This window comes from Gaetbulibacter aquiaggeris (assembly GCF_044003965.1).
GTDB classification, from domain to species: Bacteria; Bacteroidota; Bacteroidia; order Flavobacteriales; family Flavobacteriaceae; genus Yeosuana; species Yeosuana aquiaggeris.
Genome location: NZ_JBAWKC010000002.1, coordinates 106,748 through 128,826, shown reverse-complemented (window position 1 = coordinate 128,826; position 22,079 = coordinate 106,748). Strand labels below are relative to the sequence as shown.

The following is a 22,079-nucleotide window of genomic DNA, read 5'->3' as shown; positions in this document are numbered from 1 at the left end:
ACTTAATCATTGCTAATTCAACAGAACGTAAACTATTACAAAATGGCAAAAGTAGAAGTAAAAGAATTACTTGAAGCAGGTGTACACTTCGGTCACCTAACACGTAAGTGGGATCCAAACATGGCCCCTTATGTTTATATGGAACGTAACGGTATCCATATTATAAACCTTTACAAAACAGCAGCTAAAATGGAAGAGGCTGGAGCAGCGTTAAGCAAAATCGCTAATTCAGGTCGCAAAATTTTATTTGTTGCTACAAAAAAACAAGCAAAAGATATCGTTGCTGAAAAAGCAGGAGCTATCAACATGCCTTACATCACTGAAAGATGGCCAGGTGGTATGTTAACTAACTTTGTTACTATTAGAAAAGCTGTTAAAAAAATGGCTTCAATTGATAGAATGAAGAAAGACGGAACTTTTATGTCTCTTTCTAAAAAAGAGCGTTTACAGGTTGATCGTTTAAGAGCTAAGTTAGAGAAAAACTTAGGTTCCATTAGTGACATGACACGTTTACCAGGGGCATTATTTGTTGTTGATATCAAATGTGAACATATCGCAATTAAAGAAGCACAAAAATTAAACATTCCTATTTTCGCAATGGTTGATACCAACTCAGACCCACGTCAAGTTGATTATGTAATCCCTGCAAATGATGATGCTTCAAAATCAATTGATAAAATTTTGTCTTATGTTACAAGTGCTATCAGTGAAGGCTTATTAGAGCGTAAAGCTGAAAAAGATGCTGAATCTGAGGGAGATGATTCTTTTGACGAAAAAACAGTGGCAGCAGAAAAAGCAAAAGCCTTAGCAAAAGCTAAGAAAATTGTAGCTGACGAAGAAGAATAAAAAGTATAATTAATACATACATTAAGTCGTTTAATTCTTTCTTCATTGAAACCAATTGAACGACTTTTTAAATTTTAAAATATGGAATCTATGGTAAAAATAACAGCTGCAGAAGTAAACAAACTGAGACAAACTACTGGTGCAGGAATGATGGACTGTAAAAAAGCTTTAGTTGAAGCTGAAGGTGATTTTGAAAAAGCAATTGAAATTTTACGTAAAAAAGGTCAAAAAGTTGCGGCAAACAGAGCTGACAGAGAATCAACTGAAGGCGCAGCGATTGCAAAAGTAAATGATGCTAAAACAAGTGGTGTTGCCGTTGTTTTAGGATGTGAAACTGACTTTGTTGGTAAAAATGAAAGCTTTGTAAAATTAGCTAATGATTTTGCTGATCTAGCTTTTAAATATGCTGATAAGGAATCTTTCCTAGCGGCTGATTTTGGCGGGATGACCGTTGCTGATAAATTAATTGAGCAAACGGGTGTGATTGGTGAAAAATTAGAAATCACTGCATTTGAAAAAATTGAAGCGCCTTTTGTAGGTTCTTATATTCACGCTGGTAACAAAATAGCAACTTTAGTTGGTCTATCTGCAAATGTAGAAGGCGCTGAAGAGGTTGCTAAAGATGTCGCAATGCAAGTGGCTGCAATGAATCCTATAGCTTTAGATGAGGCTGGAGTTGACGCTTCTGTTATTGCTAAAGAAATTGAAATTGCTAAAGATCAGTTACGTCAAGAAGGTAAGCCGGAAGCTATGTTAGATAATATCGCCAAGGGTAAATTAAACCGTTTCTTTAAAGACAATACTTTAATAAATCAAGATTTTATTAAAGACAGTAAAATGAGTGTTGCTAACTACGTGAAAACTATTGGCAAAGACGTAAAAGTGGTAAACTTTAAAAGAGTTGCATTAGGTTAAACTAATAGCAAAACAATAATTAAAAAGGGCTTCTCATGAATTTGAGAAGCTTTTTTTATAATTTAAAAACAAAAAAATTATGTAGTTTTGCTAAACCTTTAAATTCATTATGAAGTACAAAAGAATCCTCCTTAAATTATCTGGCGAAGCCTTAATGGGAAACCGTCAATATGGTATTGACCCAGAACGCTTGGCAGAATATGCTCTAGATATAAAAGCCATTACGGATAAAGGTGTGGAGGTTGCCATAGTTATTGGTGGCGGAAACATTTTTAGAGGTGTCTCTGGAGCCAGCAAAGGCATGGATAGAGTTCAAGGAGATCATATGGGGATGCTTGCAACCGTTATTAACGGGCTGGCCTTACAGAGTGCTTTAGAAAATGCTGGCATTGCCACAAGATTGCAATCTGCCATTCAAATAAATGAAGTTGCAGAACCATTTATTCGCAGAAGAGCCATGCGACACTTAGAAAAAGGACGCGTCGTCATTTTTGGAGGTGGTACTGGTAATCCATATTTTACAACAGATTCTGCTGCTGTTCTGAGAGCCATTGAAATTGAGGCAGATGTAATATTGAAAGGCACTCGCGTTGATGGCATTTATAATGTAGACCCAGAAAAAGATTCAAAAGCAATAAAATTTGATACTATTTCATTTGATGAAGTGATTAAAAAAGGACTAAAAGTAATGGATACAACCGCATTTACTTTAAGTCAGGAAAACGCATTGCCTATTATTGTATTTGATATGAACAAAAAAGGAAACCTGTTAAAAGTGGTTTCTGGTGAAAATATTGGAACTGAAGTGAGTTGTTAGTTCTACATCTTTTTTATGTTAATTGAAAATTAAAGTTTATAGTAATGAATGAAGAAGTCCAATTCATTTTAGACTCAGCAAAGGAGTCTATGGATAATGCTCTAAAGCATTTAGAAAAACAATTAGTAAACATTAGAGCGGGAAAAGCAAGTCCCGCTATGTTAGGAAGTGTTATGGTTAATTATTACGGTTCTCAAACACCATTAAGCCAAGTCTCCAATATCAATACGCCTGATGGTAGAACTATAACTGTTCAGCCTTGGGAAAGAGGCATGCTTCAAGAAATTGAAAAAGGGATCATGATTGCTAACTTGGGATTTAATCCTATGAACAATGGTGAAACTATTATTATTAATGTGCCACCACTTACTGAAGAGCGTCGTAGAGATTTAGCGAAGCAAGCGAAAGCGGAGGCTGAAGATGCTAAAATTGGGGTAAGAAGTGCTCGTAAAGATGCCAACAATGAAATTAAAAAATCTGAAGATATTTCTGAAGACCTTAAGAAAAACGCAGAAATTGACATACAAGAATTAACAGATAAGTACGTTAGAAGAATTGATGAAATTCTCGAAATCAAAGAAAGGGAAATCATGACCGTATAAATAAAGAAGCGACTTAAATGTCGCTTCTTTATTTTTTATATAACACTCTATAAGAACTTTTTATTTATCAATATTATTGATGATGTGGCCTCTAAGTATGTGTTTAACATAACATTATTAAGCTATAATCATTTCTAATAGGTTGTTTTTTCTACCTTTGCACATCTTTTAAACAAATCATGTTAAAACTTTTTACAAAAGATTTTTGGGACATTATTGCAAGACTCATATTGCGTAATAAAATTGCTATACTTGTTTCCATTATTATTATAACGATCTTCTTTAGCTTACAGTGGAAAAATATGCGGTTTACGTATACTGAAGCTAACCTCTTACCCGATGATCATGAAGTAAACATGACCTATAAGAATTTTTTAAAAATATTTGGTGAAGAGGGTAACCTGATAGTTTTGGGAGTTAAAGATTCATCACTTTTTACGGTTAAAAAACTGAATGCCTGGAATAATTTATCTGATTCTTTTAAAAAATATGATGAAGTAGAAACAGTTGTTTCCATTAAAGATCTGCAAAAACTTGTAAAAGATACTATAAACGAAAAATTTGTACTTGAACCATTTATAAAAGATTCCATTTCTTCAACGGAACAGATTGCTATATTAGAAAATGATCTGTTCAAAAAATATCCCTTTTACGATAATTTTCTGTTCAATAAAGATACCAGAACCATAAGAACTGCTATTTACCTAAAAAAAGATATTGTAAATACTTCCGTAAGAAAAGACTTTGTGATTTCAGTTTTACAGCCTCAAATAGAAGCTTTTGAAATTGTTCATGAAATAGACGTAAGAGTTTCTGGAATGCCCTATATACGCACCCTGAATTCACAAAATATTGTTGATGAAATAGGCTTGTTTATTGGCGCAGCATTACTAGTTACTTCACTTATATTCTTTTTCTTTTTTAGATCCTTTAGAGCCACGCTCATTTCTCTTGTTGTAGTCTGCACTGGCGTGATGTGGACCTTTGGAATTATTGGATTGCTAAATTATGAAATCACTGTTTTAACAGCACTTATACCCCCTTTAATTATAGTTATTGGTATCCCTAACTGCATCTTCTTAATTAATAAATATCAGCGTGAGGTAAAATTACATGGCAATAAGGTAAAATCATTGCAACGTGTAATCACCAAAATAGGCAATGCCACCTTAATGACTAATGTAACAACAGCCTCTGGTTTTGCGACCTTTATGTTAACTGAAAGTCAGCTTTTAAAAGAGTTCGGCACAGTAGCTTCTTTAAGCATTTTAGCTATTTTCATATTATGTATTTTAATCATCCCTATTTTATATTCTTTCTTACCTTACCCAAAAGAGAGACATTTAGAACATTTAAACAGACGTTGGGTTGGTTATTTTGTAAGTTGGATTGAGCGAATTGTAAAACGAAAGAGAATTGCTATTTATGCCACATCCGTTTTACTCCTTATTTTAAGTTTTATAGGTATTTACCAAATTAGAATTTCAGGTAGTTTGATTGAAGACATGCCTAAAAACACTCAGTTTTTCAAGGACATCCGGTTTTTTGAAGAAGAATTTAATGGTATCATGCCTTTAGAAATTATGGTTGATACCAAGCGTAAAAAGGGCGTGTTGAAACTGTCTACTTTAAAGCGCATGAATGAGCTTGAAGAGTTAATTATTGAAACTCCTGAATTATCAAAACCTATTTCAGTAGTTAGTTTGGTAAAATATTCAAAACAGGCCTATTATAACGGCAATCCAAAACATTATCAATTGCCTACTTCCCAAGAAAATAGTTTCATTTTATCGTATGCAAAAAACTCAACTTCAAATGTTGATTTGTTTAAAAATTTTGTTGACAGTACGGGTCAGTATGCTCGCATAACCACCTTTATGAAAGATATTGGGACCGATAAGATGGAGCACATTGAAGAAAATGTTCAAAATAAAATTAATAATGTGTTTCCAAAAGACCAGTATAATGTGACCATGACTGGAAAAGCTTTGGTGTTTCAAAAAGGCACGAAATATTTAGTTAAAAACTTAGCCATTTCATTGTCACTAGCCATATTCTTAATTTCATTGTTCATGGCTTATATGTTCAGGTCTTTTAAAATGATAGTAGTCTCCCTTATTCCAAACTTACTGCCTTTACTCATAACCGCGGGCTTAATGGGTTATTTAGGGGTTCCTATAAAACCATCAACTATTTTGGTCTTTAGTATAGCTTTTGGAATTTCTGTTGATGATACCATTCACTTTTTAGCCAAATACAGACAAGAACTTCAAGCCAACCATTGGAGAATTAATAAATCTGTTTATGCTGCCTTAAGAGAAACGGGTGTGAGTATGTTTTATACATCTATAGTGCTGTTCTTTGGATTCTCAGTATTTACCATTTCTAGCTTTGGAGGCACTGTGGCCTTAGGCGGATTAGTTTCTATCACTCTTTTATTTGCCATGCTCTCAAACTTAGTTTTATTACCCTCTTTGTTGCTTTCACTAGAAAGAAGTATTGCTAATAAAAATGTATTAAAAGAGCCTGCTATTAATATCATTCCTGAAGAAGAGGAAGAAGATTCTCAATACTAAAATCTTTAGATTTAAGTTTCAAATACCAATTTACTAACATTTTGGAAAATGATACTTGAATTTTGAATTTTGAAACCTTTATATTTGCACTTTAAATTAAATACCAATGACATTACATACCGTTTCAGAATTATTATCAAATAATAACATCCTACCAGAAGTAGAAATTAAAGGTTGGGTAAGAACTTTTAGAGCCAATCGTTTTATTGCCTTAAATGATGGATCTACAATTAATAATATTCAGTGTGTTGTTGATTTTGAAAAAACTGATGAAACCATCCTAAAGCGCATTACCACCGGTGCAGCGATTCATATTAAAGGAGAATTAGTTGAAAGTCAAGGCAAAGGGCAAAAAGTAGAAATAATAGTAAAATCCCTTGTTATTTTAGGTGACTCTGATCCTGAGACCTATCCAATTCAACCAAAAAAACATTCCTTCGAATTTTTAAGGGAAAATGCGCATTTACGTACCAGAACAAACACATTTAGTGCCGTTATGAGGTTGCGTTCTGCTTTATCTTTTGCTGTTCATAAATACTTTAATGACCATGGTTTCTTTTATATGCATGCACCAATTATTACTGGAAGTGATGCGGAAGGGGCTGGAGAGATGTTTAGAGTTAGTAATTTAGATGCTAAAAACCCACCATTAACTGAACAGGGAGCGGTTGATTATTCGAAAGATTTTTTTGGAAAAGAAACCAATCTTACCGTTTCAGGACAACTAGAAGCTGAAACATATGCCATGTCTCTTGGTAAAGTCTATACCTTTGGACCAACATTTAGAGCAGAAAACTCTAATACATCCAGACATTTAGCTGAGTTTTGGATGATTGAACCTGAAGTTGCCTTCATGGACCTAGCAGGTAACATGGATTTGGCTGAAGACTTTTTAAAATACGTATTGAAATATGTGCTGACTCATAATCGTGAAGATTTAGACTTTTTAGAAAGTAGATTATTAGATGAAGAAAAAACCAAACCACAGGCAGAACGAAGTGAAATGAGTCTAATAGAAAAATTAGACTTTGTTATTGATAATAACTTTAAAAGAGTAAGTTATACAGAGGCCATTGATATTCTTCGTAATAGTACACCAAATAAGAAAAAGAAATTTAAATATATTATTAACGAATGGGGCACTGACCTGCAGAGTGAGCATGAGCGTTTTCTTGTTGAAAAACACTTTAAATGTCCTGTCATTTTATTTGATTATCCAGCGAATATAAAAGCGTTTTACATGCGCTTAAATGAAGATGGTAAAACGGTTAGAGCGATGGATATTTTATTTCCTGGTATTGGTGAAATGGTTGGAGGTTCACAACGTGAAGAACGATTAGAAGTACTCAAAGAAAAAATGGCTGCCTTAGATATTGATGAAAATGAACTTTGGTGGTATTTAGATCTTCGTAAATATGGTACCGCAGTGCATTCTGGTTTTGGACTTGGGTTTGAGCGATTAGTTATGTTTGCAACTGGCATGACAAACATAAGAGATGTTATTCCTTTTCCAAGAACACCACAAAATGCGGAATTTTAAAGCAAGTTTATCCCTGTTTGGTTCCTTAATCAGGTAGGGTTTTTAATTTTGTTTTTATACTTTTATCTAAACTAGTTTTTAATATGCTTAAGCAACAATTACAGTTTAAATTATCTCAAAAGTTGTCACCACAACAGATTCAATTAATGAAATTGATTCAGTTGCCTACGCAGGCTTTTGAACAGCGTATTAAACAAGAGCTAGAAGAGAATCCTGCGCTTGAAGGAGGTAAAGAAGAAACGGAAAATGATTATGATTCAGATTTAGATAATACGACCGATGATTTTAATGAACAAGATTCTATAAATACTGATGATATTAATGTAGATGAGTATTTGAGCGATGACGAAATTCCTGACTACAGAACCCAAGCTAATAATTACAGTGCTGATGATGAGGAAAAAAATGTACCGTATGCTGCAGGCACCTCCTTTACACAATATTTAATAGACCAGTTAAATACCTATAGACTTTCTGATGAAGAGCGTGATATTGCTGAATTTTTAGTAGGAAGTGTTGATGATAGTGGATATATCAGGAGATCCTTATCCGATATTATGGATGATTTGGCATTTACTCAAAACATTTATACATCCGAAGAAAAAATTGAATATGTTTTAAAACTTGTTCATCAGTTAGATCCTGCTGGTGTAGGTGCAAGAAATTTACAGGAATGCTTAAGCATTCAATTACACAGAAAAGAGAAAACCCTAGATGCTGAATTGGCTATAAATATTATTGATAATGCTTTTGAACAGTTCACAAAAAAGCACTATGATAAGTTAATTCAAAAGTTTGATGTCTCTGAAATTCAACTAAAAGATGCCATCTCAGAAATTGAACATTTAAATCCTAAACCAGGTGGATCCTATTCAGGAAATAACAGAATAGTTGAACATATTGTCCCAGATTTTGCGATTAAAATTATTGATGGAGAATTAGAGTTAACATTAAATGGCAGAAATGCTCCAGAACTTCATGTGTCAAGAGAATACCATAACATGCTTAAAACTTACAAAGACACTAATGACAAGTCTGGTTCTCAAAAAGATGCAGTCATTTTCATCAAGCAAAAATTAGATGCTGCCAAATGGTTTATTGAAGCCATTAAACAAAGACAGCAGACCTTGTTTATTACCATGAGTGCGATTATGCACTATCAAAAAGACTATTTTTTATCAGGGGATGAGCGGAATTTAAGACCAATGATCTTAAAAGATATCGCCGATGAAATACATATGGATGTCTCTACCGTTTCCAGAGTTGCCAACAGTAAATATGTAGATACGCCTTATGGTACAAAACTGATTAAGGAATTCTTTTCTGAATCCATGAAAAATGACCAAGGAGAAGATGTTTCAACCAGAGAAATTAAAAAAATTCTGGAGACCGTTATTGAAGAAGAAGACAAGAGAAAACCGTTAACAGATGAAACTTTAGCTGCTATCTTAAAAGATAAAGGATATCCTATTGCCAGAAGAACTGTTGCAAAATATAGAGAACAATTAGATGTGCCTGTAGCAAGACTGCGCAAAAAAATGTAATGAATAATATTTTAAAAAGTATCTCTTTCATTTTTCATCCCTTAATAATACCCTTACTAGGCGTTATCTTTTATTTTACAAAATCGCCTAAATATATTTCATTACAGATCATTCAGGCTAAATTAATTTCCCTATTTATTTTAACAATTGTATTACCTATTTTACTGTATTTTTTATTAAAAACCTTAGGTAAGGCGAAATCAATTTATTTAGAAACTACCAAGGAACGCATATTTCCATTAATAGTAAATTGTATAGTAGTTCTATTAGTTCTAAATAGAATATTAACAGCCAATCAAATTATAGAACTCTATTATTTTTTTGTTGGTATATTGATATCAACTCTGGCTTGCCTTTTTTTGGTTTTCATGAGATTTAAGGCCAGTATACATATGACCTCTATAGCTGGATTGTTTATGTTTTTTATAGCTTTAAGTATTCATTTTAGCATTAACATTAATGGCACATTAGCCATTATGTTCATTCTAACTGGCGCCATTGCAACTTCAAGACTACATTTAAAAGCGCACACAGGAATAGAGCTCATTATTGGGTTTTTTGTTGGTTTTATACCACAACTGATTCTTCTAAAATACTGGCTATAAAATATAGAACATGAGCCCAATTTTTAGGGCATTCATATCTATAGATTGACCCTCTATTTTTGCCTTACTTGAAAAAATAGGATTTAATGCATAATACACATAAAAATTCCAGGTATTATACCCAGCACAAAGTGAGACCCCATATTGAAACTCATTAAACTCGGGAATACCCTTATAAGTCAACGATTCTGTATTACCAACATATTTTGTGTTATTGGCAACCATATAACTCAGTTTAAATCCGGAATAAATACGCCAGAATTCATAATCAGTGGCATTAGAAGTGCGCCATCTAAACTCAATAGGCAGCTCAATAAAATGATTAGAAAATTTATTTCTAGAATAGGTAGATTTATCTTCTAAAATAGTATAATCATATGAACCGGTATTATTTTTAGCAATTTGTAGATTTTGATTATAAGAATTAGCCGAATATCCCAAACCAACGCCAATAGCTACATTTCTATTTTTATTAATGGGCATATCTTTTATAAACCCAAAATGGAAGCCCAATGAAAACCCACTTTGACCAAGATTTGTGGGTTTATTGGCTAAAAAGTTATAGGTTAACCCAGCATAAAACTGATCCTCCTTATAAAGAGAATCTACAGGCTTATTTTCAATTTCTTGGGAAAAAGAAAATTGAAAACCAAACAAAAAAAATACTATAAAAATTAAAATCTTCATAAACTTACTAGAGCTATAAAGGTATAAAAAAGGGCGTTTTGAAAATTCAAAACGCCCTTTTTCTAATATAAAATTAAGACTTAAATTTTAATGCTTATCAAAAACATTACCTTTTCTGGTAGTGTAATTAATTTTTAAAGCATTAACCTTTCGTAATTCTTGTTTAATATCTCCAATTAATCCCATATTAGCATCCTGATCTACTTTTAAAGCAGTCGTTAAAAAGGGAATTAATTCTTCTCTTTTTGAAGCGCGTTCCTGTGCTATAAATGCAGCAATATCTCCTATGTCAGCAAACTTATCATTAAGTTGTATTTTAGCTTCAGTGCCATATTGCTTGTAAGCATCACTTGGTTTACCCGCATAAATGTACATTACCAGATCCTTTTTATCAAGTTTCTCAACTTGGTCAGCATATGGTAAGCTATTCTTTATCATTAAGGTATTCTCTCTCATTACGGTTGCCACCATAAAAAAGAATAATAACATGAATACAATATCCGGTAAAGAAGCCGTATTCACTGCCGGAACTCCTCCGTCTTTTTTCTTATTAAATTTAGCCATATATAAATGTGTTAAATTTTAAATTATTGTACTTCAGACAGTTTTTGAGGATACTCTAGTTTTATTTGATCCAATTGTTCCTTCAACTTATCCTTATTTCCTACCCAGTTTACATTATCGTAATCTGCTTGCATTTCTATAAATGACTGACCATAAAGCGCCTGTGCTCTCTTATTTCTCAACTCATTATAAGCCGCAACCAATTCATTTTGAACTGAAATATACATTTTATAAGAAGTTTCTCTTTCATTTTTCAAAGAAATGATAGCCTTATCTGGGTTATCTGATGAACCTGGGTCTTTCTTTCCACGACAATAACTACATGTTCCATCTCCGCCATTATCTAAAAATTCAACGGCTGCCTTTCTGATATCCTTTAGTTCCATTAACTCATCTTCAACCAATAACTGGTCTTTACCGTTAAGTAATACTGTAAAGATATTTTTTTGCTTAATAATAACATCCTCTTCACTATCCTCTATTGGAGGCAGTTTACGGTTAATACCCGTATCTGTCTCAATAGTAGTTGTTACTAAGAAGAATATTAATAATAGAAAGGCAATGTCGGCCATGGAGCCTGCATTTACTTCGGGTGCTGCTCTTTTTGCCATAATTTTTTATTTATTAAATAGATTTTTCACTCCAGCCAATAGCATCACAACTATTGAAGTTGCCATTAAAATATAAAAAGCTACAATTCCTGCTCCTACCATACGTGATTCTCCAACCGATGCTGGTAAACCGCTATAAAGGTATTCTTTAGTATCCCCACCAGAAACTGCATATGCTATAACTAAAACTGCTAGAAAAGCCAATCAAGGTACTTTTTAATGATTCGGTATCTGTAAATAATCCTTTAAAAGTAAATAACGCTACTAGAGCAATTGTAACAATTAAAATAGCATATGAAATATACATAAAGGTATTAACTGCACCACTAGATTCACCGGCTTTGATGGCATCATCACCTGCTCCTATTATTATAGCAAGAAAGATGATTGATAACACACCTACAATTCCAACGAATATAGTTGATATTTTTTTTAAACTCATAATCGTGTTTATTTTAAATTATTACTTTTTTTGTCTGATTAGTAAATCCATTAATGTAATAGAAGCATCTTCCATATCATTAACAATACTATCAATTTTGGCAATAATATAATTGTAAAAAATTTGAAGTATAATAGCTACTACCAAACCAAATACAGTTGTTAAAAGAGCTACTTTAATACCTCCGGCAACAAGTGATGGTTGCATATCTCCAGCTGCTTCAATTTTATCAAATGCTTGAATCATCCCAATTACTGTTCCCATGAATCCTAACATAGGAGCCAATGCAATAAATAAAGAAATCCATGATACATTTTTCTCTAATTGTCCCATTTGAACACCTCCATAAGCTACTACCGCTTTTTCAACAGCATCTAACCCTTCATCTGTTCTATCTAAACCTTGATAGTAAATTGAGGCAACAGGTCCTTTTGTATTACGGCAAACTTCTTTTGCAGCTTCTACACCACCAGAAGCCAAAGCTTCTTCAACATCGCTAGTTAATTTTTTTGTGTTAGTTGTTGAAAGATTTAAATAGATAATTCTTTCAATAGCAATTGCTAATCCAAGTATTAAACATAATAATACAATTCCCATGAAGCCTGGACCACCTTCAATAAAACGTTTCTTTAATTCTTGATGAAATCCAAGTTCTTCAGCAGGAGCTGCATCATCTTGAGTCATACTTGCCACAGTAGTTGCAGCCGTTGTGTTTGCATTTGTAGTTGCATTTACAGTTCCGAAAGCCATCATTCCTGTAATGGCTAGGATAGAAAATAATCTTTTCATGTTCTAGATCTTAATTTTATTAGTTAAAGTGTTAAAGATATAAAAAAAAAGTAATTAAAAATAAAAATAACAGCAGAGAGGAAGGGATTCGAACCCTCGATACCCTTTTGAGGTATACACACTTTCCAGGCGTGCGCCTTCGACCACTCGGCCACCTCTCTGTAATTTATAATACTTAATTACAAGAGCCCAAATAACAAAAAATAAATTGAAGTTTAAAACTTTATCCGTTAATTTTAGGACATTTCCCCTCTTAAAGATGTTTCATACATGGTTTTGAACATATTAGGTGAAATATTATTACCTAATAAATACATTAATTTACTTGTTGCAGCCTCTGTTGTAATGTCTTTTCCTGAAATAACACCTATTTTTTTCAATAATTCACTGGTTTCATAGTGACCCATAATGACACTTCCACCTGAACATTGTGTGATATTAATGATATGAATTCCTTTTTTTATTGTTGTTTGAAGCAAATCAATAAACCATTTTTCAGTAGTACAATTTCCAGCACCGTAAGTTTCTAGAATAATTCCTTTTAAATTTGGCGTACTAAATATGTTTTTTAATAAGTTTTCAGAAATTCCCGGAAACAATTTTATCAATGCGATATTATTATCTAAATGCTTATGAACCTTAAGTGATTTCTTTAAATTTGGTTTAAATAAGTGTTCATGGTTCACTTTTAAATGAACACCAGATTCAGCTAAATCTGGATAATTTAGGGATGCAAAGGCTTCAAAATGTTCTGCATTAATTTTAGTTGTTCGGTTAGCTCTATACAACTTGTACTCAAAGTACAAACACACTTCTTTAATTACTGGTTTATTTACATGCTGAAGTGACGCCACTTGTATAGAAGTAATTAAATTCTCTTTAGCATCTGTTCTTAGATCTCCAATAGGTAATTGAGATCCTGTAAACACAACAGGTTTTGCTAAATTTTCTAACATGAAACTTAAGGCTGAAGCTGTATAGCTCATTGTATCGCTTCCGTGAAGCACTACAAATCCATCAAAAGCATTATAATTTGATTCTATAATTTCTGCTATTTGTACCCAATAATCAGGATTCATATTACTAGAATCAATGGGTGTTTGAAAAGAGACCGTGTCAATTTTACAATCCAATAATTGTAATTCGGGTATTCTTTTTAACAGGTGTTTAAAATCAAAGGCCCTTAACACTCCTGTTTTATGATCTTTTATCATACCAATAGTACCGCCAGTATATATTAGTAGAATGTTTGGTTTTGATTTATTCATCTTTTATATATTAAAAATGTCCTTTGAATTTTGAGTGGTTATAGATGCTATCTGTTCTTCCGACACTCCATAAATTAGAGACAACTTTTCTAATACCTTTATAATATATCCACTTTCATTGCGCTTGCCTCTAAAAGGTACGGGTGCCAAATAGGGCGCATCGGTTTCTAATACAATATGCTTTAAATCTATTTGATTTAAAAACTGGTCTATTTTCCCATTTTTAAAAGTTGCAACGCCTCCAATACCCAATTTCATATTATAGGATATGGCTCGATGTGCTTGTTCCAAATTACCTGCAAAACAGTGAAATATTCCAAACAAGTCCTCACCTTTTTCCTGATCAAGCACCTCAAAAATTTCATCAAAAGCTTCTCTGCAATGAATAACAATCGGCAATTTATATTGCTTTGCTAATTTTATTTGATATTTAAATGCTTCTTGTTGAATTCCTAAAGTGGATTTATCCCAATATAAATCAATACCAATTTCACCTATGGCATAAAATTGTCTTTGTTCGAGCATTACCTCAACATGTTTTAATTCCTGCTTATAATTTTCTTTAACATGTGTTGGATGTAAACCCATCATTAAAAAAACCTTATCGGGATACGCTTTCTCCAATTGAAACATGGCCTCAGTATATGTTGAATCAATCGCAGGAATAAAAAAACGGGACACCTTCAATTTTATAGCTCGCTCCATCATTTCCTTCCTGTCTTCTTCAAAAGCTTCACTATATAAATGCGTATGTGTATCTGTTATTATCACTAATATTACTTTTAAAATTAGAAACGTTTTTTATAGCTACAAAAATAAATGTTTTACATGACTATATTTGTTTAAAATTATATTAGATGCAATCACTCAGCCAATTCCTAGTAAATAAAGGATACACCAAGGTAAAACTTAAACTTGCCAAAACAAATCATTTTGAAATTAAGGCGACTATAAATGGCGTCAAAGGACTTTTTATTTTAGACACTGGTGCGTCCAGTTCATGTGTGGGATTTGAAGCTGTTAAAACCTTTAAACTTGATGCAGAAGAATCAGCAATAAAAGCTTCAGGTGCAGGCGCAACAGATATGGAGACTCAAGTTTCTAAAAAAAATCGCGTTAAAATTGGAGCCTGGGATAAAAAGAATGTCATTCTTATATTATTTAATCTGACTCATGTAAATACTGCATTAATTAATTATAACTCAAAACCCGTTGACGGTATCATTGGCGCTGATATTTTGAAAAAAGCGAAGGCGGTCATTGATTATGAAAAGAAATATTTATATCTGAAAAAGTAAAGGTGTTTTTTTTAATTTAATAATTAAACTTCAATCTTTTTAAATCAAAGATTTAGTGTATCTTTAAACTGCTATTGATTAATTCTTAGGGAGTCTTTAAGAAGACGCTGTGTTGTAATGACATGGAGTTTTCCATTAAAAAGATTTAGACAATCCACACCGGACTAAAAATATTACAATCATGCAAGAACCTAATAGCAATTTAGATAGATTTTTTACAATTAGTTTAATTGCAATAATATTGCTAATTATTGCAATAAATGTTTTTGTGTATATTTTTTAGTTTAAGATTAATGTTTGAATAAAAAAGGAGAGTTGTTTTTTACAACTCTCCTTTTTTAGAAATTCAAAATTCGATTAAAATTTTAAGCTTTAAGCTTCATGAAATTTTTAAAATTAAAGTTATTTTTTAACAAATTTTAAAGTTGATTCTATACCTTCTATAGTAGTTTTAATGATATAAACTCCTGTTTGAAGCCCGTCAGTCTGTAATATTATGTTATTGCCTTCTGGTTTTTTTGTCAAAATTTCTTGACCTAAGAGGCTGTAAATTGATACTTTTTCAATTTTTCCGCGCGCATCTATCGACAATTGATATGTTGCTGGATTTGGATACATTTTCACCTTTGATAACGAAAAAGAAGAAGTTGACAATACTTCTGAAGCCACTTGCTCAAATTAGCTGTTTGCAGGGAATAGCCAAATGGCAATTTAGATAGATTTTTCACAATTAGTTTAGTTACAATATAAAAATTCTACCCCTTTTTTTTAGTATTGATTACCCAGGCGACAATTGCTCCACCATAAAACATCTTATTATTTAGACTATTAGCTATTGAAAAATCAATTGCAAAAGAACTGTTTAAGTTGAATCCGAATCCCGTTCCTAAGCAACTTGATTCTGTATTTTCATTAAACATTCCTGTGTTTTCAACAAAAAAACGGGTTTTAGAATTCAGTTCATAACTAATATTCATAACATAAAACCAAAACGTGTTTTTATCAATATTGGTGGTTGTTCCAATGTTATAATTAAAAGATATCTTATTTGAAATTGCATTTAAAAAATTAAGAGAGACTATATTTCCAAGTGCACCCGTATTAATTTCTTGAGTTGATGACACAATTCTTGCCATGATGGCCGCTTCCGGAATGAGTTTATTCTGCTTCCATAAATTAACTGATACTCCAAATTCCATTTCTTTAAATTCGAAAATATTTGAAGTTAATTGACCATTCTCAAAACATCTGACTTTAGTAAATGGGGTGTGTAATTGGAGCTCAATATTGTCAGAAACACCATATCTCATTAAAATATTTGGAATATTCCATGAGGTGGTTTTGTTTACTGACTCATTTTCAACTGAATATGTTGTTTCAAATTCTAACTGTAAATTATTTCTTTGAACATTTCTGGAAGGCTCAACCGTTTGACAGACTAATTCTAAATGTAACAAAAGAACTGTTAAAAAGAAAAAACCAAATTCATTCCTTTTCATAAGGGATTCAATTTAGCTGTAAAGTTATTTTTAATTAGTCTAAATAAAGATGATATTTGTTAGTTTCAAAAAAAAAATCCTGAGTCTTTTAACTCAGGATTTCTATTATTTTAAATTCAGAATAATATTATAATTCCAATGCTTTTTTAACATCATTGTTCATTAATAATTCCACCGGATTTTCTAAGGCTTCTTTAACGGCCACTAAAAACCCGACACTTTCTCTTCCATCAATAATTCTATGATCATAAGATAAAGCCACATACATGATAGGGCGAATCTCTACTTTCCCATTAATGGCAACTGGTCGCTCAACTATATTATGCATTCCTAAAATACCACTTTGTGGCGGATTAATAATGGGTGTTGACAACATGCTACCAAAAACCCCACCATTTGAAATAGTAAAGGTTCCTCCTGTCATTTCATCAACTGTAATTTGACCATCACGTGCTCTAATAGCTAATCGTTTTACTTCTGCTTCCACACCTCTGAATGTCATGTTCTCAACATTTCTCATCACTGGCACCATTAATCCCTTAGGTCCGGAAACGGCTATACTGATGTCACAAAAATCATAGGTAATCATCTCCTTTTCATCAATCATAGAATTGACTGCCGGATACATTTTTAAGGCTCTCACTACTGCCAATGAAAAGAAACTCATAAATCCAAGACTTACACCATGTTTGTTTTTAAAGGTGTCTTTATATTCATTTCTTAAAGCAAAAATGGGTGACATATCCACTTCATTAAAAGTGGTTAACATGGCCGTTGTATTTTTTGCTTCTACCAAACGTTCCGCTACTTTACGTCGCAACATGGACAATTTGGTTCTGGTTGTTCCTCTGTTTCCTCCTGTAGGTGTTCCCATAGATGGTGTCGCATTTATAGCATCCTCCTTGGTAACTCTACCATCTTTTCCAGTTCCTTTAACTTCTGAAGCCTCTATTCCCTTTTCCGCTAATATTTTTTTTGCAGCAGGACCTGTACTTCCCGTAGCATAGGTAGTTGCTTCTGCTTCTGCTTTTATTGGTTTTTGGGTTTCGGTTTTCGCAGCTTCCTCTTGTTTTTCTTCCTTTACAGCAACTCCTTCTGGTTTTGCCGCACTAGTATCAATTAAACAAACAATAGCACCAACAGCAACTGCGTCGCCTTCCTCAGCTTTTAGGGTAATGATTCCACTAGCTTCAGCAGGAAGCTCAAGAGTAGCCTTATCACTGTCAACTTCTGCTATAGCTTGGTCTTTTTCAACATAATCTCCGTCTTGCACCAACCATGCAGCAATCTCTACTTCTTTTATTGATTCCCCTGGAGATGGGACTTTCATTTCTAAAATCATTCTTTATAATTTTAATTATATTCTAAATTTAATTTATACAAACAATACTTATTTAATTGTATTGCTTAAATCAAAAACCTCGTCAATAACACGTTGTTGTCTTCTTTTATCACGTGTCCCTGAACCTGGCGCAGGCACTGAATTATATGGCCTAGTTATGGCTCTTAATTTTACCAAATCCATACGCTGTGACATAAAACTCCAAGCACCCATATTTTTGGGTTCTTCTTGCGCCCAAACATAATCTTTTACCTTTGGATATCTGTTAATTACTTGCTGGATTTTATCATTATGTAATGGGAATAGTTGTTCAACTCTTACTAAAGCCACTTCCTCATTATTCAATTTCTCACGTGCAGCTAATAAATCATAATAGAATTTACCTGTGCAAAAAACAAGTCTTTTTACCTTTTCTGACTTTATAGTATCATCAATAATTTCATTGAATTGTCCATTAACAAGTTCATTCATTGATGACACTGCCTGTGGATGGCGCAATAAACTTTTTGGTGTAAAAACAATTAAGGGTTTTCTGAAACTGCGTTTCATTTGCCTGCGCAATAGGTGGAAAAAGTTAGCAGGTGTTGTACAATCTGCTACCGTCATATTATCATCACCACATAATTGTAAAAAACGCTCTATTCGTGCTGAGGAGTGCTCTGATCCTTGTCCTTCATATCCATGAGGTAATAGAACAACAATTCCGTTTTGGGATTTCCATTTGTCCTCAGCGGCTGATAAGTACTGGTCAAAAATTATTTGAGCCCCATTACTAAAATCCCCAAACTGCGCTTCCCAAAGGGTTAATGTATTAGGGTTAGCCATGGCGTAACCATAGTCAAAACCAAGTACAGCATATTCTGATAACAAGGAGTTATAAATATACATTTCTCCTTTGTTAGCCGGATTGGTATTTAATAGGTTGATGCTTTCTTCTGATATTTCATCTCTAAGAATGGCATGACGGTGACTAAAAGTGCCTCGCTCCACATCCTGACCAGACATGCGCACATTGTAGCCTTCCTCTAATAAAGAACCATAAGCTAATGTTTCAGCCATTCCCCAATCTAATGCATCACTTTCAAAAACCATGGACGCTCTCCCATCGAGTATTCTTTCTGCCTTTCTTAAGAATTTGACCCCTTTTGGAACCGTAGAAACCACTTTAGCAATCGTCTCAAGTTTATCCCTTTTATAAGAGGTGTCAACACCCTCAAGCATCTCTGTCAATCCTTTTCGCTGGAAACCGTTCCAACGTTCTTCCATGAACTCTCTCACTTTTGAACTATGCTCTTGCTTCGATTTGGCAAATTCGTTCTCCAATAATCCTTTAAATTTTTCAATTATGGAATCTGTATATACCTTATCTACCGTATTCTCAGATATCAGTTTATCAGTATAAATCTCTAAAGGATTTGGATGTTTCGCTATTTCCTTATAAAGTTTGGGTTGTGTAAAACGTGGTTCATCACCTTCATTATGCCCATATTTTCTATAGCCAAGTAAGTCAATATAAACATCTCGTTTAAATCGCATTCTATATTCTAAAGCCATTTCCACCGCATGAACAACCGCTTCAGCATCATCTGCATTGATATGTAATACAGGTGATAATGTTACTTTAGCTACATCTGTACAGTAGGTACTTGAACGGGCATCTAAATAATTAGTTGTAAAACCAATTTGATTATTTACAACAATATGAATAGTTCCACCTGTTTTATATCCTTTTAACTGGCTCATTTGTGCGACTTCATAAACAATACCTTGTCCTGCGATGGCCGCATCACCATGCACAACAATTGGTAAAATTTTTGAATCGTCACCATTATAATCATTATCAATTTTAGCGCGGGTAATACCTTCAGCAACTGATGCCACTGTTTCTAGATGAGATGGATTAGGAACCAAATTCATCCTTATTGTTTTTCCGCTTTGATACGTTTTTTCAAGCGTTATTCCTAAATGATATTTTACATCTCCATCAATGTCTTCATCTTCAAAATCTTTTCCCTCAAACTCACTAAAAAGTTCCTTAATAGGTTTTCTGAAAATGTTTACCAGCGTGTTTAAACGACCACGATGTGCCATTCCCAAAACACATTCTTTGACATCATGCAATTCAACAGCATTAAAAAGAGCGACACTTATTGCAGGTATTAAAGTTTCTCCACCTTCAAGCGAAAAACGCTTTTGACCTACATATTTTGTTTGCAGGAAGTTTTCAAAAGTAACTGCCTGATTTAATTTTGAAAGAATGTATTTTTTAGCTATTAGTGGGTAACTAGGATGGTTATCATTAACATTCAGTTTGTTTTGCCACCACTTGATAACATCCGGATTTCTAATATACATATACTCTACACCAATAGAACTACAGTATATTTTATTTAAATGAAAAATGATATTACGCAATGATTGTGCTCCAATACCCAAAACTTCTCCGGCATTAAAAACGGTATCCAAATCACTTTCTGAAAGTCCAAAATTTTCAATAGCTAAAGTTGGTTCATAGGTCCTTCTGGTTCTTACAGGATTTGTTCTTGTGAATAAATGCCCACGCGTTCTGTAACCATCAATAAGTCTAATAACCTGAAATTCCTTTTGAACGTTTTCTGGCATTTGAGTGGATACGCCTTCAATCATTTCACCATTCAGCCCATAATTTTCAGCTCCAAAATCATAGCCTTGAAAAAACGCTCTCCAACTTGGTTCAACTGAGTCCGGGTTTTCTAAATATTGATCGTATAGCTCAGCAAAATAAGATGTGTGAGCTGCGTTAAGAAAGGAATATTTATCCATTATAGTGTGTCAGACAATCTTTGTGTTTAAAGAAATTTTGTCAAAAATACAATTTTTACTATAACTAGATATTTTTTTGTATTTTTTATAACAAACATTTTTAACCAATTAGCTAAATACTAAAGACGCCAATCCTGCCTTTATAAAACTAAGGTTTACGTAAATATATTTTTTATTAATTTTGCATTTTTAAAAACGCAAAAGACATGTTTAAATTATATATTTTAATCCTATCCATTTTTATTTTAACTCTTTGTAGTTGTGGAAAAGCTGAGGCTGAAAAAAAAGCAGGTTTTTCTTATGAAAACATGATGTCTACAAGCAATAAAACCGAAACCAAAACTAAAGTTTTAGCCTCTGAAAAAATAGATTTAATAAATAAAGGTATTGGACCTGTTACAAGCTTAGAACTGCCAGATGAGATAGATTATGTTTTAGCTAAAAACGGTGAGGCTGTTTTTAAAAAAATGTGCACGGCCTGTCATAGACCTGATAAAAAATTTATTGGACCAGCCGCCAAAGGTGTTTTAAAAACAAGAACTCCGGAATGGATTATGAATATGATGCTAAACCCTGAAGAGATGTTAAGAAAAGATCCTTTAGCGAAAGAATTGCTGATTGAATTTAATTATGCCCCAATGGTTAAACAAGATATCAGTCAGGAAGACGCCAGAGCTATTTTAGAATACTACAGAACACTAAAATAGTAAAGAGAAACTTTAGTTTTAAAACTTAAATAATAGGGTCATTTTACCTCAAATTAAAACTACAGAGGAAGATAAGACTTCCCTTTTTTAACATCTTGAGATAGTTCATCTATCGTTTTTGTTTTTAAATTTTTCATCAATATGGTTCTTGAAGGACTAATTATATGATGAAGTGGGCATGGTTTGTTTTCATTGCAATGCTCTAAACTTAAAATACAGGCATTCAGTTTCTTTTCACTATCAATAGCACTAACAATGTTTAGGACATTTCCGTTTTTATCTGATTCACTTAAATAAAACCCTCCTTTTGGCCCCCTAGTTGAGGAAATTAGTTTTCGTTTAGCAAGTTCTTGCAATAATTTGGCAATATAAGCTTGCGGAACGTTAATGGGCTCTGCAATATCTTTTACCATAATTTTATTTTCTTCACTAGAATGCAAGGCTAGATACAAAACTGCTTTTATGGCATATTTAGATGAATTTGAAATCATTTTCGTTATTTATTAATTGTATGTAAAATAAAAAGGATATTTTTGTCTTAAATATGATTTTTGTCATATTTTAAAATTTACTAAGCCTTTATTTTTGCTTCATAAAGCTAATTTTATTTTTTAAAATAACAACT

At 32.9% G+C, this 22,079-nt stretch carries 22 protein-coding genes and 1 tRNA gene; 10 read left to right on the top strand and 13 right to left on the bottom strand.

All coding sequences use genetic code 11. The annotated features are described in order from the left end of the window. The first annotated feature begins 42 nt into the window (after nucleotides 1-42). From rpsB to V8G56_RS06930, 8 genes are all read left to right on the top strand, one after another. Nucleotides 43-846: a 30S ribosomal protein S2 gene (gene rpsB / locus V8G56_RS06965; RefSeq protein WP_331632300.1), complete on the top strand. Its 804-nt coding sequence runs from the start codon at nucleotides 43-45 to the stop codon at nucleotides 844-846. Between the two features lie 90 nt (nucleotides 847-936). Beyond that, complete coding sequence (gene tsf, locus V8G56_RS06960; protein ID WP_395437721.1) at nucleotides 937-1,761, top strand: translation elongation factor Ts; 825 nt, start codon at nucleotides 937-939, stop codon at nucleotides 1,759-1,761. Between the two features lie 109 nt (nucleotides 1,762-1,870). After that, on the top strand, nucleotides 1,871-2,578 hold the full coding sequence (gene pyrH, locus V8G56_RS06955; protein WP_395437720.1) for a UMP kinase: 708 nt from the start codon (nucleotides 1,871-1,873) through the stop codon (nucleotides 2,576-2,578). Between the two features lie 44 nt (nucleotides 2,579-2,622). Next, complete coding sequence (frr, locus tag V8G56_RS06950; RefSeq protein WP_331632293.1) at nucleotides 2,623-3,180, top strand: ribosome recycling factor; 558 nt, start codon at nucleotides 2,623-2,625, stop codon at nucleotides 3,178-3,180. A gap of 179 nt (nucleotides 3,181-3,359) precedes the next feature. Next, complete coding sequence (locus tag V8G56_RS06945; protein ID WP_395437719.1) at nucleotides 3,360-5,756, top strand: efflux RND transporter permease subunit; 2,397 nt, start codon at nucleotides 3,360-3,362, stop codon at nucleotides 5,754-5,756. A gap of 106 nt (nucleotides 5,757-5,862) precedes the next feature. Next, nucleotides 5,863-7,296, top strand: coding sequence for an asparagine--tRNA ligase (gene asnS, locus V8G56_RS06940; protein ID WP_395437718.1), 1,434 nt, complete (start codon nucleotides 5,863-5,865; stop codon nucleotides 7,294-7,296). Between the two features lie 83 nt (nucleotides 7,297-7,379). Continuing rightward, nucleotides 7,380-8,840, top strand: a complete 1,461-nt coding sequence (rpoN, locus tag V8G56_RS06935; RefSeq protein WP_395437716.1) for an RNA polymerase factor sigma-54 — start codon at nucleotides 7,380-7,382, stop codon at nucleotides 8,838-8,840. Then, on the top strand, nucleotides 8,840-9,445 hold the full coding sequence (locus V8G56_RS06930) for a hypothetical protein (RefSeq protein WP_395437715.1): 606 nt from the start codon (nucleotides 8,840-8,842) through the stop codon (nucleotides 9,443-9,445). Before rpoN ends, V8G56_RS06930 begins: the two co-directional genes overlap by 1 nt. Here the strand turns inward: V8G56_RS06930 and V8G56_RS06925 are convergent. The 8 genes from V8G56_RS06925 to V8G56_RS06890 all read right to left on the bottom strand — a co-directional run bounded on the left by V8G56_RS06925 (nucleotide 9,440) and on the right by V8G56_RS06890 (nucleotide 14,577). Next, nucleotides 9,440-10,132, bottom strand: a complete 693-nt coding sequence (locus V8G56_RS06925) for a porin family protein (RefSeq protein ID WP_395437713.1) — start codon at nucleotides 10,130-10,132, stop codon at nucleotides 9,440-9,442. The genes V8G56_RS06930 and V8G56_RS06925 overlap by 6 nt on opposite strands. Nucleotides 10,133-10,219: 87 nt before the next feature. Then, a complete protein-coding gene (locus tag V8G56_RS06920) occupies nucleotides 10,220-10,696 on the bottom strand; it encodes an ExbD/TolR family protein (RefSeq protein WP_331632280.1) in 477 nt (158 codons plus the stop codon). Nucleotides 10,697-10,719: 23 nt separating this feature from the next. After that, complete coding sequence (locus V8G56_RS06915; RefSeq protein WP_395437712.1) at nucleotides 10,720-11,307, bottom strand: ExbD/TolR family protein; 588 nt, start codon at nucleotides 11,305-11,307, stop codon at nucleotides 10,720-10,722. A gap of 6 nt (nucleotides 11,308-11,313) precedes the next feature. Further along, nucleotides 11,314-11,511: a hypothetical protein gene (locus V8G56_RS06910; RefSeq protein ID WP_395437711.1), complete on the bottom strand. Its 198-nt coding sequence runs from the start codon at nucleotides 11,509-11,511 to the stop codon at nucleotides 11,314-11,316. Between the two features lie 259 nt (nucleotides 11,512-11,770). Further along, on the bottom strand, nucleotides 11,771-12,538 hold the full coding sequence (locus tag V8G56_RS06905) for a MotA/TolQ/ExbB proton channel family protein (protein WP_395437710.1): 768 nt from the start codon (nucleotides 12,536-12,538) through the stop codon (nucleotides 11,771-11,773). 73 nt (nucleotides 12,539-12,611) lie between these two features. Continuing rightward, a tRNA-Ser gene (locus V8G56_RS06900) sits at nucleotides 12,612-12,699 on the bottom strand. A gap of 75 nt (nucleotides 12,700-12,774) precedes the next feature. After that, the gene (locus V8G56_RS06895) at nucleotides 12,775-13,806 is read right to left on the bottom strand and encodes an asparaginase (RefSeq protein ID WP_395437709.1); all 1,032 of its coding nucleotides are present in this window, start codon (nucleotides 13,804-13,806) and stop codon (nucleotides 12,775-12,777) included. Between the two features lie 3 nt (nucleotides 13,807-13,809). After that, nucleotides 13,810-14,577, bottom strand: a complete 768-nt coding sequence (locus V8G56_RS06890) for a TatD family hydrolase (protein ID WP_395437708.1) — start codon at nucleotides 14,575-14,577, stop codon at nucleotides 13,810-13,812. Nucleotides 14,578-14,663: 86 nt separating this feature from the next. On the opposite strand from V8G56_RS06890, the gene V8G56_RS06885 reads away from it, so the two are divergent. Then, complete coding sequence (locus tag V8G56_RS06885) at nucleotides 14,664-15,104, top strand: retropepsin-like aspartic protease family protein (protein WP_395437707.1); 441 nt, start codon at nucleotides 14,664-14,666, stop codon at nucleotides 15,102-15,104. Between the two features lie 402 nt (nucleotides 15,105-15,506). Here the strand turns inward: V8G56_RS06885 and V8G56_RS06880 are convergent, their stop codons facing one another. The 4 genes from V8G56_RS06880 to V8G56_RS06865 form a co-directional block, all read right to left on the bottom strand. Continuing rightward, nucleotides 15,507-15,773 (bottom strand): T9SS type A sorting domain-containing protein, encoded by a 267-nt coding sequence (locus tag V8G56_RS06880; protein ID WP_395437706.1) that lies wholly within the window; start codon nucleotides 15,771-15,773, stop codon nucleotides 15,507-15,509. Nucleotides 15,774-15,859: 86 nt separating this feature from the next. Next, nucleotides 15,860-16,603 carry a transporter gene (locus tag V8G56_RS06875; protein WP_395437705.1) on the bottom strand — a complete coding sequence of 248 codons (744 nt, stop codon included), beginning with the start codon at nucleotides 16,601-16,603 and terminating at the stop codon, nucleotides 15,860-15,862. 127 nt (nucleotides 16,604-16,730) lie between these two features. Continuing rightward, nucleotides 16,731-17,945 (bottom strand): 2-oxoglutarate dehydrogenase complex dihydrolipoyllysine-residue succinyltransferase, encoded by a 1,215-nt coding sequence (gene odhB, locus V8G56_RS06870; protein ID WP_395437704.1) that lies wholly within the window; start codon nucleotides 17,943-17,945, stop codon nucleotides 16,731-16,733. A gap of 48 nt (nucleotides 17,946-17,993) precedes the next feature. Continuing rightward, nucleotides 17,994-20,747, bottom strand: a complete 2,754-nt coding sequence (locus tag V8G56_RS06865) for a 2-oxoglutarate dehydrogenase E1 component (RefSeq protein WP_395437703.1) — start codon at nucleotides 20,745-20,747, stop codon at nucleotides 17,994-17,996. A 206-nt stretch (nucleotides 20,748-20,953) separates the two neighbouring features. On the opposite strand from V8G56_RS06865, the gene V8G56_RS06860 reads away from it, so the two are divergent. Then, nucleotides 20,954-21,454: a c-type cytochrome gene (locus V8G56_RS06860; protein ID WP_395437702.1), complete on the top strand. Its 501-nt coding sequence runs from the start codon at nucleotides 20,954-20,956 to the stop codon at nucleotides 21,452-21,454. 59 nt (nucleotides 21,455-21,513) lie between these two features. Here the strand turns inward: V8G56_RS06860 and V8G56_RS06855 are convergent, their stop codons facing one another. Further along, nucleotides 21,514-21,945: an RrF2 family transcriptional regulator gene (locus tag V8G56_RS06855; protein WP_395437701.1), complete on the bottom strand. Its 432-nt coding sequence runs from the start codon at nucleotides 21,943-21,945 to the stop codon at nucleotides 21,514-21,516. Nucleotides 21,946-22,079 lie beyond the last annotated feature (134 nt).